This is a genomic window from Psychromonas hadalis ATCC BAA-638 (assembly GCF_000420245.1).
In the GTDB taxonomy this organism is placed as follows: Bacteria; Pseudomonadota; Gammaproteobacteria; order Enterobacterales; family Psychromonadaceae; genus Psychromonas; species Psychromonas hadalis.
The window spans coordinates 1-13,597 of the sequence record NZ_ATUO01000104.1 but is presented as its reverse complement, the minus strand read 5'-3'; the positions used below and the strand labels follow the sequence as shown (position 1 = coordinate 13,597).

The window sequence follows — 13,597 nt, the reverse complement described above, 5'->3', positions numbered from 1 at the left end:
CGAAGAAAGGGATCACTGATCCAATTCAACTGCCTGATATCTCAACCAAGGAAGCTGCTCAAAAAGCATTGGGGATGGATATGGACAAAATGAATAAAGAGAAGCAAGCATTCTTAAAAACATTAGTACCAGAGTGGCAAGCAGAAGCTGAAAAACGCGAAGCGACTTATTAAGGATTGGCTTCAACATTACTTGCGATTTTGTTTTTAAAATAGCCAGTCATTTAGGATTGGCTTCAATATTACTTGCGATTTTGTTTTTAAAATAGCCAGTCATTTAAGGCTTTTTAGAAATAATTTATCGCAAGTTATTTTGTAACGATTCCTTAAGGCTTTTTGGAAACAATTTATCGCAAGTTATTTTGTAACGATTATTACGAAGTAGTTAGTTGTAAAATGCCGACTTAATTGTCGGCATTTTTTTATCTGTTTTATTTTTTGGGAAGTGCTGTTATCTCAAGAACAACTTCGCTTGATTAATACGATGAATAATACCCACTCTATCAAGGCCTGCTTGATCAGAGTCTAATATCTTTACCCAAAGGTTAATCGCTTGTTGATAACGCGCTTGCATAAACTGCTCGTTTGCTAGCATCATTAATGCCGTTTGATTGTTTTCATCAATGGCTAATGCCGATGCAATAAGGTCATTAATCTCATTACCCATCTGCTGTTTATTATGGTAATAAAGTGCTGTCGCTTTTGAGGCGTAATGGTCGCTACTTATTGCATCTGTTAAACGAATCGCATAATCAAACACCGTCACTGCCTTTTTATACTCACCGTTTAACAGGTAGGCGTGGCCTAACTGATACCAAAGCTGGCCATTTTGTTTATCTTGATAGAGCTTCTCTTGCAAGGCAGTGATGCGTGTTGAACGGATCTCTTGAGGGGAAAGGCTTTCAAAAAACGGAGCTACTTGTTCTTTGTTTTGATTGAGTAATTTAGGGTAACTTCCTAACCAAGCATAACCGCTTAAGCTACCCACCATTAAAACGGAACTAAGTAAAATTGGCCATTTATTCACTGTCATTTTTCACACTTAAATTATGATGATCTCAATTTAATAATATCAAATTATTACTGCTTTGGTGGGGTTAAGCAGAGTTTCTGTGGCACGATACCCACTTTAGTGTCTAATTGATTTAAATAGTATATTTAGATGAATCACTGCTTTTTTTTAACAAATATAGACCTACTTTATATGCGGTAATAGACTGTAATGTTTTCTAATCAATACCTTAGCCAAAACGGAAACCCACCCATTTTGGCTGACTTTTTCCCTTGTAAATATTTGATTTGTATGGGTGTAAAATGCCATTTTAAGCTTAAATGAAAATTGGTGAAGGTATTGCTAATAGAATAAAATTAAATGTTTATTTTTGTATTTTCTCTGTTTTTATGCGCGCCTATTTATAGGCGCAATGAAAGTAATGTCAACAAACAGCCCATATTTATAGACTCTTTGTTTTGGTAAGATACACTGCGCTTCATTCGTCAGACACACAATAATAAGATTTTATAAAATGAGGTATACTCAATGAGCTCAGTGTTAAAAGAACAACAAGAAACTATATTACAATACTTAGATACAACACATTACATCGATTCTAATGCACCAAAAGCAGAAGAGAAGCGAGAAGCTAAGTATAAGATTGGCAAAGCATGTAACAAAGCAAGAGAGATCCTTTGTAGTGATGAAGCTTTTCTTGAGTGGGTATGGTCAAACGTTATCCCTGAATGTTCAACAAATATTGAGGAGGTGACGCCTAATACGCTGATTTCTTGGCGTATGTTGCCTAAATTTGGCACATTAGAGCAATGTGAGATAGTAGGCTTCACGCATGTTTCTAAGCTACTGCTCGATAAAAATGCAGTAATGAAAGCGGAAGTGTTAGAGGTTATTGCGAATAATGATCCTGAAACAGCGAAGAAATTAATCCAAATAATACTCAAGCCGGTAATTGATTTTACATCAATTGTGACTAACAAAAAGAATCTAGCGGATACCGTTGAAAAGGCTAATAAGTTATCAAAAAATGCGCTAGTTGCTTTAGTTAAAGCAATGCATCAACAAATGACCAAGTAATAAATAACGAAAGAGGGGCGAAATGCTCGTCAGCAAAAGCTCCTCTATATTAATTGTCTATTTTGGTCCTGTATTTCAGCTAATAATAAAACCGCCATCCTTGGCTTCGCTACGCTACTGTTAACTTATCAATCCACTAGTCAGTGAAGCACGCTATAAAAATAAGGCTCTGTTCCATAGTATTGTTGTCTATACTTATCAGTAGGTATGTCGTGGTCAACTAATTTTGGCCACACTCCCGTATTCAAGCAAAGATCTTCGCTCAGATTCGTTTGGTGTTAACCCTCCATTAAACCAGTGAGGCCTCACATTATTATAATATCGTGTGATGTAATCAATCACCGAATGCTTCATATCTAAAATAGTCGCGTAACCCACAGTCGGCATCCATTCTGTTTTATAGCTTCTAAAAAAACGCTCCATTGGCGCGTTATCCCAACAATTTACTCTACGACTCATGCTTTTTTTTATTTGATAGCGCCACAATAACTGCCTAAACTGTTTGCTTGTATAGTGGCAACCTTGATCTGAATGAAACATGACACCAGTAGGTCGTTTTCTAGCTTCAAATGCCATCTTTAAAGCATTGTCTGTCAGGTTGCTATCTGGAGAATAGGATATCGACCAACCAATCACCTTGCGAGCATAAAGATCAATCACAACTGCTAAGTAAGCCTACCTATTGCCAGCCCAAATATAGGTGACATCTCCACACAAAAAACGTGTCAGCTTTTTCAACAAGGAACTGTCGTTGTAAATGATTCAGTATATCCACACACTCTGAACCTACCCGTTTGTATGCATGCTTAGGTATTTGACAGCTCTTTAAGTTTAACCTTTTCATTATTTTAGAGGCTCTGTAACGACTTATAGGGTTACCTCTTGCCAGCGTGATATCTGCTTCTCGCACCTGCAGAGCCTCCCGTTTCATTGAAAATAGCTTTAACCGTTATTTCTTCTTGTAATGTTTCAGGTGTTCTTTTATCGCTATGTTTTAGCCAATAATGATAGCTACTACGGTAAATATTAAATACTGAACACAAACGTTTAATTGGGTAGCTCTCTTGCAATTCTTTGATTACCTGAAACTCTTCAGGCTGTCGGAGATTAAGAGAGCGGTAGCCTTTTTTATTATTTCGCTCTCCATTTCAATGCGTTTAATTTTCTTCTCAAGTTCTTTTATTTTGATCTTATCTGGTGTTAATGGACTGGCGTTACAATTGTCACCTAACCGTTCTTTTTTGAGTTGTCTAACCCATTTGTCCATTGCAGATTTACTCACTCCATCGACTTTGCAGCCTCTTTAGTGGAGTACTCTTGATCAACAACTAATTGCGCTGCTTCAAGTTTAAATTCTGCTGTATATGTTGGTCTTTCTTGCTTATTCATTTTATTACCTACTTAATTGACGAGATGAATAATATCACCTCTAACTAAGTGGCCAAAATCACTGCACCACTACATATACAGCTAGGTAATTTATGATTTTTTGTGGGGAGCCCTCTGCATTTAAATACAAGTTGTTATTAATCTACAGGAAACGTCACACTAGTTTGACGACGTATCTCAGTTGTCACTTTCGATACCACTAAAGAACGTTGCACATATGCTAGGTTCATTGAACCTTCATGGATTTCTTTAGCAAATTCGATTGCTTCATATAGCATTGAATTATCTTCTTGCCCGACTGTAATTACTTGTGGAGTTGCAGCCTTTTTTTGGATAGTAAAAGTATCACATTCAGATATGTTTTTAACGAGGATGATACCATCTTCACCTTGAAATTCACTCGCAACAATTCCATTAGATACTTTAGAATGTTGAATAGTGACCAAAAAAGTAGGGTATTCGAGAATCACTGAACCGTGAGCATCAACTCCTGAATCAAGCAATTTTGCGCTCGCTTTTATGTTATCAGGTTCACCAAATAAAGACACCGCAGCTGAAACACAGTAAAAACCAATATCCATAATTGAGCCGTTTGAATAGTCAGGATTGAATGTATTCGGATTTTCTCCATCTAGGTATTTTTGGTATCGAGAAGAATATTGGCAGTAACTTAAATACACACTGCGAAGTTTTCCTATAGTAGCAAGGTTTGCCTTAAGTTCTTTAAAATTGGGTAAAAATTCTGTTTTAAACGCTTCAAAAAGAATGACATTATTTTCTTCTGCGCTGTTATACATTCGTGTGGCTTCTGAAATGTTAGATGCGATAGGTTTTTCACAAATAACGTGCTTACCATGCTCCATTAACAGTATCGCTTGAGCACAATGTAGGCTATTTGGAGATGCAATATAGACTGCATCAATAGCTTTATCCCTAGCAAGCTCTTCTAAGGTATTATAATAATTACAATTTTTGTCTTGATGGTTTTTAGCAAAACGATGTGCTTTATCTGCTCGACGAGAGTAAACTGCCATTAATCGAAACTGATTGCTTTGCATGGCGGCTTCCACAAATTTTTCTGATATCCAGTTTGTTCCAATTACTGCTAAATTAATCATTTGATATTTTCTCCTGAAAGAAAGATGTACTTATATAACATTAAAAATTTGCTCAAATTTTAATGTTAAACGGCCTTACGAGCTGACTATTTATTTGAAATAACCTAAGTAGTTACTGAGTAGATCTATCATTGATAATTTCTAAATTTGATTGTATTAAATATTCTGCATTACACATAGCATCTCTAGTACCGACATCGACTGTGTGAATATCAGCAAATCGTTCTGTATCTTTAATTGGCACATCATGAGCTAAAATAAGAAAGTCAGCATTAGCTACGTCTATGGCATTTAAATGGTTGTTTGTGCCATTTGCACCTTGTGTCTCAACCTTGATTTTCACACCAAGCTTACGACCTGCATTTTCCAAACTTTTCGCGGCAAGGAAAGTATGTGCGACACCAGAAGGACAAGCAGTAATCGCAATAATTTGTGCTTCACCTTCGGTTGCTAGAGAATCAAATGATTCATTTGCGTATGTAACTTTTTCATCATCCTCTTTCTCTGTTTTTTTAAGAATGCAAACGAGGATTGCAGTTGTTAATGCTCCTGCTAGTGTACCAATCACATAACCAATTTTACCTTCAACAACGGGTAGTACGATCCACCCCCCCCATGGGGCATGGTTTAATACATTAAATGTAAAACCAACAATATTACCGACAATACCACCAGCAACAATTGAAGGGATAACACGGAGTGGGTCTGCTACTGCAAATGGAATAGCTCCTTCTGATATACCAATCAGCCCCATTAGTCCGGCAGCTTTACCTGCCTCACGTTCATCCATTTTGAACTTTTTAGGGGATATAAGTGTTGCGAGGAACATACCAAGCGGTGGGGTACAAATCGCAATACCAACTCCCCCCATAAGCCATGGTTGAGTATCAACTTGAGTTTGAGCAAAAAGTGTTGCAATTTTGTTTACCGGACCACCCATATCAAATGCAGTCATGGCACCTAGGATAGTACCGAGGACAACTTTTCCGCTGCCCGCCATAGATGATAACCACTCATTCATACTTATCATCATGCTTGCTATTGGGGCCCCAATGACCCACATAACAATGCCACATACAATAAAGGTACCTACTATCGGATAGATAAAGATAGCACCAAGAGAAGTTAACGAATCAGGAAGTTTGATACGTTTTAGTTGGCTGACCACAAAGCCTGCGAGAAATCCAACAACGATAACACCTAGGAAACCTGCTTGGTAATGTTGGACTGCAATCCATGATCCAATCATGCCCGGCGCAAGGCCTGGTTTGTCTGCGATTGAATAGGAAATGTAACCACCTAAGATCAGCGTAAACAGAGTTAAACCCGCGGTCCCCATAATAGCAATATCTTTTAGAATGCCTTCTTCAGGTACAGCACCTTTACCTAAAAACATAACAGAGAGTGAAAGTAATACCCCTCCGGCAACAATAAATGGAATCATATGAGAAGTGCCAAACATCAGGTGTTGTTTGATTCTATTCATACGTATTTGTAAATCGCTTTTTTCTTTAATTGGACTCGTTTTTTTTACTTCTTGAACTGGCGCAGTTTTGCGAATCGTTGAAGTGAATAAATCTAATACTTCTCGCTTAGATTTAGCTTGTTTGATTTTTTTAATAAAATCATCTTCTATTAACTTACTAGATATTTGTACTAAAACTTCAATATGGTCATTATCTACTCCATCCGGTGAGGCAATCATAAAAAAGATATCAGACTTTTGACCGTCTTCAGCGCCATAATCGATACCTGTTTTACTGATGCCTACGGCAATTGCTGGCTGACTAACCGCTTTGCTTTTAGCATGAGGTATTGCAATACCATCTTCAAATCCTGTATTACCAATTGCTTCTCTCTTATAAACATCCGATAAATAGTTTTTTTTGCTAGATAACTTACCAGCTGTATCTAACATTTGAGCCATCTCTTCAAGCAAGTCTTTTTTGGTTTTAGCCTTAAGTTCTAAGCAGATTAATTGTGTGTTTATTAACGAATTAATATCCATAATGTTCGCCTGGTTGTCTGGGAATTTAGATGAAAATGCATTCTTTTGATGCTTAAATTTATTTGAAACTCTGTTGTGTATACTGGATTTTTGTTACATAAACGTATGCTTTGATATTTACGTACTTTAAAGCCTTTTGAACATTGAGTAATAACGATATTCACCTATTAATTGCGACTTATGGCTATCATTTATTTTCTGATGTTTAATCTTAATATAGATTAACGATCAAGTTCAACGACACATAGAGGAAAAAAGTAGCATTAACTGGATAATTGTAGTGTACCAAGTAAACTGTGATGCATGCTTTTCATTTAACCTTTAAAAATTATTGAACTCCCATAAAACATGCTAACATTTAAAAAATTTTAAGCAGGGAAAAACTATGAAAATTATCGCGGTGACCGCATGCCCTACTGGCATTGCTCATACCTATATGGCAGCAGATGCACTGATTAAATCAGCACATAAGCACAATGTTCAGATTAAGGTTGAAACTCAAGGAGCAATGGGGATAGAGAATCAACTGACTTCTTATGATATCAATCACGCAGATAAAATCTTGATTGTATCTGATATAGAAATAGAGCAATTCTCTCGCTTCGATCTTAAAAATATTATTCGTGTTTCTATAGAGGATGTCTTACTTGACGTAGAAAAGGTATTTCTTATCCACTGTCGAAAAAGATGAAACAATGAATGAATATCAAATCACCTTTCTCGTTGAAGATATAAATGCTAGTGCTCGTACAGCAAAAACGCTTCATCGGCTTGCAAAAAAATTCAAGAGTACATTATGTATTATTAACATTACTCGTAACAGAAAGGCAGAACTTTCAAAATCTGTTGCAATGTTGCAGGCAGGCTTAGTCAAGGGAGATTTATGCCAGATTATCGTTGTTGGTATTGATGCTGAATTAGCATGTTTTGTCATAAAAAATATTATTGCAGAGCATTACAGGTTAATCGGTGCGTGTATCAACTACCAGTTTTCCAACCAACTAGCAGATCGGGTACCAGAGCTATCTCTCCCAAGCAAAACTCAATGGCACTATGCAAAAGCGCAAACTAAGTTAACAAAATTTGAATGCTTAAAAGGGCTGGCACAGCTGATTCACCCCGAGCATCCAGAAGAACTAATGATCGCCTTTATAAAGCGTGAGGAATACTCATCTACCTGTATCACTCCAGGAATTGCACTTCCACATGTTATGTTCGATGGTATTGACCATATCACTGTCGCTGTCATTGCAAGTGATACACCCATCGACTGGATGTCAAAAATGGGTGCTGTGCACCTGACAATAGCACTGGCAATACCAACCAAGCCAACGCATGAACAAATCCTCACGGCAACAAATCTGAGTCGAAATTTATTGTGCGGTCAGGTAGCAGAGCGCTTACTAATGACCAAAAATAGTGTCGACCTTCAAGCGTTACTTATGTACTTCATGTCCAGGCTACTGCCATAAATTGTGATTCAATTCGAAATACGATAAACCGTTGGCGTTCGTCCTGTTCGATTCTTAAACACACGGCAAAAGTAATTCACATCTTTAAAACCACAACGCACTGATACTTCGTTCAGCTTGAAATTGTATTTCTTGAGCATGAACTTTGCCCTATCGATCCGCACCCAAGTAATGTAGTCAGACAAAGTCATATGCCCTTGTTGGCGAAATAAACGCGATAAATGATTAGATGAAATACTAAAACGCTCCGCAATATTGTCTCGTGTTATAGAACGGTGAAAATTCTCTTGAATATAAATACATATTCCTTGGTAAAGATCTTGTACCCGGTTATGTGACTCCTCAATTGGAGCTTCAAGCATTACTTTGCTGTATTGCAACAATGCTTGCAACAGTAATTCATCTGTTGGCTTTTTGATAGTTTCACGAGCGAGAGAGCTCAGAGCTTCTAGTATGTTATCAATAGCAAACCCAGAACGTGTTTGAATGCTATGTTTTTGAATATCGAAAAATCCTACTTCTCCCTTTCGCTTACTCACCAAACTAAGACCAAGTTGACGACGACCAAATAACATACTTAGTACTGAACAATCAGTATCCCAGCCGGGTTTATTCCAACAGTTTGGAGGTATAAAAATCGCATCACCTGCTTTTGCTTTTATTTTTTTAATTGCGTGCTCATGGTTTTCCATTTCATTAATGTATTCGCCACTAAGCACCAACTCTAAACGAGGAAAATTTACTTGGTAACTAATTTCCGGTGGGTTATGAAAATCACCTGCAAACCATATTTTATTGGATGACTCTCGTTCACTTAATATCGAAGAAATCAAATCATGAAATATCATATTTAGGACTCACAATACGCATCAATAATGCAATATCAATTAAGATATATGATCATTGAACTATTCACTAATGATACTAATCACAAATTAAAATTTATGTTACAAAAATCTAGCTTATGAGGTTATTGTCCAGTTGAAAAAGATAAGGTTAATATAAAAAAAATAGAGGAAGAAAAACCACTAAGGATCTTAATCACACTCTAAATAGGTCGCTACAATCTTCTAGTAAATGCATTTTTTATTCACTACTTTCGATCACGTTTATGTTTCACCATATTTATGAAAAGAGTGCTGGGGTTTCACTCGCTCAGAACATAATGAAAAAATCATTATGCCCCCCCCTAGTTCTCACTCTAAATACTACTTGATTTCAGTGCTTGCACTGGGCAATTTTGATAAATATGGTGATCCAATGTCAGACTTTTTATTATCTAAAAAAAATAACCTGCAATGTATGTTCTTTCCCATGACTAATGTCATTCAAAACTATGCGTGGGGTAGTTATTCGTCTTTTGAACAACTATTTGGTATAGATAATCCAGCCAAAGAACCCCAGGCAGAGATCTGGATGGGGGCTCATCCGAGTGGTTGCTCAACAGTTATTACTAACGGTAAAAAGACGAAATTATCTGATTTAATAAATAAAAACAAACACTTATACCTAGGTAAGGAAATAGCCAACAAATTTGGAGAGTTACCTTATTTGTTTAAAATCTTGGCAGTGGAAAAAGCATTATCTATCCAAGTTCATCCCAGTAAATCTCAGGCAGAACAAGGCTTTGAATTGGAAAATAAGCAAGGGATCCATTTTACAGCAGGAAATCGTAACTACAAAGATGCAAACCACAAACCTGAACTCGTTTATGCGTTAACTGACTATCAGGCGATGAATGGCTTTAGGCCAATTAATGAAATTATAACTTACTTCTCAAAACTAAACATTACAGAGTTAGCTTGCTTGTTATACGAACTAGAAACTAATCGTACTTCGCAAGGCTTAGCAAACTTCTTTTCTGGGCTGTTGACTTTAGAAGGAAATCAAAAAGAAAACGCTTTGTGTAGTTTGTTAGACAAGGCTGAAAAATCCAAAGATCTCATCTTCGAATTAATCATTGAGTTGGCAGCTCAATACCCTAAAGATGTTGGTCTATTTTCTCCATTGATACTAAATACCATCACGTTAAAACCTGGCCAGGCGATGTATTTAGATGCACAAACACCACATGGATATTTAAAAGGAACCGGGTTAGAGATAATGGCTAATTCTGACAATGTGTTACGTGCGGGTCTAACACCAAAGTACATAGATGTAAAAGAGCTTATCTCTTGTACACTTTTCGACGAAAAACCAATTGAAAGTTTACTTCTAGATCCTGTTGAAAGTGATCATATACTGGATTACCCAATCCCAGTCGATGATTTCAAATTTTGCATAATGCGATACTCTCAACAAAGAACAATAGATATAGCTGGTGCTGAAATTTTACTCGCACTCGATGGAAAAATGCTACTTAAGCATAAAAGTGGTGAGTCATGTGAAATTAATAGAGGGCAATCTGTCTTTATCCCGGCTTACACTGAGCAATATACAATCAGTTGCCAAGGGCGGGTTGCTCGTGCATACAGTTAAAGAAAGCATATAAAAACTAATTAGCTCATCGATACTTTATATCGACCATTAGCTAAACTAATATATTCCAAAAAATTATTCATCCATTTCTATTTTTAAAATAGTAATGGATGAATCGACCCTTTTAGCACAGTTGTAATTGTGTTGACTGATAAACTCGTAAATGTCCTATAAAAACCACCGCAAAACTCCCAATTTCTTTGTTTAAAAACACCCTAAAATTAAGTCAAAAAAATAAATATACCTATGAGTTAAAAGATAACAAATCTAAATAGGATATATGTCACACAAAAATTTTATAGATACAAAAATACAGTAACTGGCGTTTTATTGCTATTTCTAAAATATTGGTGAGGGTTAATAATTAACTTGTTACTTCATAACCCAACGAGAGGATTAAATGATAACAAAACTAACCAACATCAATTTAATTAATAGCAATTTAAAAGCCAATTCAAAAAAGGAAATATTTGAAGAGTTAGCACAAATGCTATTTGAAAATAATCGTATAAAGAGTGTAGATGCCTTTCTGTCAGATGTAGAGGCCAGAGAATCGGTCAGTGTGACTTCTACTGATGGGATTGCCTATCCACACTCAAAAAGTAAAGCAGTTATAGAGCCAGCGATTGCTATTGGTGTAAAACGTGGTGGCATTGAATATGGCGATGAAGATGGTATAAAACCAAGCATATTTTTTATGATCGCGTCACCTGAAAATGGTGGGGACCATCATATTTATGTTCTACAGGACTTATTTGGTAAATTCAGTGATGAATTTATAACTGATATTCATACCGCTAAAAACGAACAACAAATTCTTAATATTTTAATTAACTCATAAGGAGTAATACATGAGTACAATAACAGCTCAGACTACGAACAATATCGATTTCAAAAAGATCCTCCAGACTTTAAAAGGTCACCTATTGTTTGGTACATCTCACATGCTACCATTTATCGTTGCAGGTGGTGTATTACTTGCACTTGCAGTGATGGCATCAGGCAAGGGAGCCGTGCCAGCAGACGGCCTGTTAGCCGACATTTCCAACATTGGTATCAAAGGCTTGGTTTTATTCCCAATTATTCTGGGTGGCTTTATTGGCTTCTCAATAGCAGATAAACCAGGTCTTGCTCCAGCGATGATTGCATCAGCCATTATGTCTGATATGGGAGGCGGCTTCCTTGGTTGTATCGTGGCCGGTTTCATCGCGGGCGGTGTTGTTCTGCAACTAAAGAGAATTCCTCTTTCACCCAACATGCTCGCTTTAGGTGTATACTTTATCTATCCTTTGATTGGAACATTAGTTTCTGCAGGTATCATACTTTGGGGGATTGGCGAGCCAATTAAGATATTCATGGGATCAATGAATGAGTTCCTTAATTCTATGGCTGGAGCTTCAAAAATAGTGCTTGGTAGTATTCTTGGTGCGATGACTGCGTTTGATATGGGTGGCCCTATCAACAAAGTAGCGACACTATTTGCACAAACTCAAGTAGATACTCAACCGTGGTTAATGGGTGGTGTCGGCATCGCTATCTGCACTCCTCCGCTTGGTATGGCGTTAGCAACATTCTTATTCAAAAACAAATTCACTAAAGAAGAACAAGAAGCAGGTAAAGCAGCCGCAATCATGGGTTCTATCGGTATCTCTGAAGGTGCAATTCCATTTGCCGCAAACGACCCTATGCGCGTCCTTCCTTCCATCGTCGCGGGTGGTATCGTGGGATGTGTGTTCGGTTTTCTTACTGACACGCTTTTGCATGCACCTTGGGGTGGCCTAATCACAGCACCAGTATCAAGCAATATCCCGATGTATGTTGTTGGTATCATGCTAGGTTCGTTAACAACTGCTCTTATTGTTGGTCTATGGAAGCCTGTTGCTAAAGAAACTGTTGAATCGAAAACATCTGGTGAAACTGTTTCAGCTAGTCCAATGTCTGCTAACGAAGGTGAATACGATATAGTTGCAGTAACTTGTTGTCCATCTGGTGTTGCACACACATTCATGGCGGCAAAAGCCTTAGAAAAAGCAGGTACATTGGCTGGTCTTAAGATAAAAGTGGAAACACAAGGCCAAAATGGCATCCAGAACCGTATTACTGACTTAGACGTCAAGAATGCCAAACTAGTAATACTGGCTCACGATATTAAAGTGACAGATCTTCAACGTTTTGCTAATGCAAATGTACGCGAATGTACAACTAAAGAAGCGATGCGCAACGCCGCAACTCTTATTCAAGCTTAACTTCCTCACTTATAGCGCTCTCTGATCATAGAGCGCTATATCATTAAGAGGTACTGTCAACTTAACAATCGCTCCATCAATTGTGCGATAATCTGCCGATGAAAAACTCCAATATCTATGCAGGTTATCGTTATCCTGCTCAAATCATCAGCCACGCAGTTTGGCTTTATTATCGTTTTACGCTTAGCTTTCGATATATCGAAGAATTTCTTTCAGTGTGAGGTGTCGTTGTAAGTTATGAAATAATCTGTCAGTGGTGCAAAAAATGTGAGCTTACGGCAACGCAGCGTGACATTACTAATATCAGTAGGTTATCCCACCTTTAAATTTTAGGCACAATAATACCTAGGAAATTAACCTAAGTATTATATGAGCTTACGACAGCGTAGCGTGACATTCATTAAATTTTGGGCATGACAATAACATACTCATGGATGGTGTAAGTTGGCATCAAGAGTATTTAGACGATGCGTTTCCGAACCTCAGTATTATTCATATCCCCCCTTACTCTCCAACGCTAAACCCAATTGAACAAGTCTGGTCATGGATGAGACAAAATGAAATCGCAAATCGCTCTTTTAATGGTTATGACGACATTGTCGAAAAGTGTTCCATTGTTTGGAATAATTTTAGAAGTGATATTGATAGAGTCATTTCATTGTGTTCAATATCGTGGACAAGTATGACCAGTTAATTAATGGAATTGGTGTGACTCTGAAAGCTAAGCGGATTATTCAAATGTGGTCGGTGATAAAGGGTTCGAACTAATGAATGCTCCTAATTTCTCTGTTAAAGGTT

Annotated in this window: 11 protein-coding genes and 3 pseudogenes; 9 read left to right on the top strand and 5 right to left on the bottom strand. The window is 37.2% G+C overall.

All coding sequences use genetic code 11. The features are described 5' to 3' along the window. The coding region (locus tag G322_RS23405; RefSeq protein ID WP_156873963.1) for an ammonia-forming cytochrome c nitrite reductase subunit c552 at positions 1-173 on the top strand (173 nt) is incomplete at its 5' end. A gap of 277 nt (positions 174-450) precedes the next feature. Here the strand turns inward: G322_RS23405 and G322_RS0112840 are convergent. Further along, entirely contained in the window at positions 451-1,032 is a 582-nt protein-coding gene (locus tag G322_RS0112840) for a TPR domain-containing protein (protein ID WP_022942168.1), read from the bottom strand. Positions 1,033-1,539: 507 nt separating this feature from the next. Here G322_RS0112840 and G322_RS0112835 point away from each other — a divergent pair. Then, entirely contained in the window at positions 1,540-2,088 is a 549-nt protein-coding gene (locus G322_RS0112835; protein ID WP_022942167.1) for a hypothetical protein, read from the top strand. Between the two features lie 216 nt (positions 2,089-2,304). Here G322_RS0112835 and G322_RS22780 read toward each other — a convergent pair. From G322_RS22780 to G322_RS0112815, 3 genes and pseudogenes are all read right to left on the bottom strand, one after another. Next, positions 2,305-3,477, bottom strand: a pseudogene (locus tag G322_RS22780) (IS3 family transposase). Between the two features lie 137 nt (positions 3,478-3,614). Further along, a complete protein-coding gene (locus G322_RS0112820) occupies positions 3,615-4,595 on the bottom strand; it encodes a Gfo/Idh/MocA family protein (protein ID WP_022942166.1) in 981 nt (326 codons plus the stop codon). A 112-nt stretch (positions 4,596-4,707) separates the two neighbouring features. Beyond that, positions 4,708-6,603, bottom strand: coding sequence for a PTS fructose transporter subunit EIIC (locus G322_RS0112815; protein ID WP_022942165.1), 1,896 nt, complete (start codon positions 6,601-6,603; stop codon positions 4,708-4,710). Positions 6,604-6,988: 385 nt separating this feature from the next. Between G322_RS0112815 and G322_RS0112810 the strand changes: the two genes are divergently transcribed. Together G322_RS0112810 and G322_RS0112805 are read left to right on the top strand one after the other, a co-directional pair. Then, positions 6,989-7,294: a PTS fructose transporter subunit IIB gene (locus tag G322_RS0112810; protein ID WP_022942164.1), complete on the top strand. Its 306-nt coding sequence runs from the start codon at positions 6,989-6,991 to the stop codon at positions 7,292-7,294. Between the two features lie 4 nt (positions 7,295-7,298). Further along, positions 7,299-8,075, top strand: coding sequence for a PTS sugar transporter subunit IIA (locus tag G322_RS0112805; RefSeq protein WP_022942163.1), 777 nt, complete (start codon positions 7,299-7,301; stop codon positions 8,073-8,075). Between the two features lie 8 nt (positions 8,076-8,083). Here G322_RS0112805 and G322_RS0112800 read toward each other — a convergent pair whose 3' ends face one another. Continuing rightward, entirely contained in the window at positions 8,084-8,923 is an 840-nt protein-coding gene (locus G322_RS0112800; protein WP_022942162.1) for an AraC family transcriptional regulator, read from the bottom strand. Between the two features lie 331 nt (positions 8,924-9,254). On the opposite strand from G322_RS0112800, the gene manA reads away from it, so the two are divergent. The 5 genes and pseudogenes from manA to G322_RS22775 all read left to right on the top strand — a co-directional run. Further along, a complete protein-coding gene (manA, locus tag G322_RS0112795) occupies positions 9,255-10,553 on the top strand; it encodes a mannose-6-phosphate isomerase, class I (protein ID WP_022942161.1) in 1,299 nt (432 codons plus the stop codon). Positions 10,554-10,953: 400 nt separating this feature from the next. Continuing rightward, the gene (locus G322_RS0112790) at positions 10,954-11,394 is read left to right on the top strand and encodes a PTS sugar transporter subunit IIA (protein ID WP_022942160.1); all 441 of its coding nucleotides are present in this window, start codon (positions 10,954-10,956) and stop codon (positions 11,392-11,394) included. 10 nt (positions 11,395-11,404) lie between these two features. Further along, entirely contained in the window at positions 11,405-12,799 is a 1,395-nt protein-coding gene (locus tag G322_RS0112785; protein WP_022942159.1) for a PTS fructose transporter subunit IIBC, read from the top strand. Positions 12,800-12,897: 98 nt separating this feature from the next. Continuing rightward, positions 12,898-13,017 (top strand): annotated as a pseudogene (locus G322_RS24830) (IS6 family transposase); the annotation flags it as partial. A gap of 188 nt (positions 13,018-13,205) precedes the next feature. Then, a pseudogene (locus tag G322_RS22775) lies at positions 13,206-13,493 on the top strand (transposase); the annotation flags it as partial. Positions 13,494-13,597 lie beyond the last annotated feature (104 nt).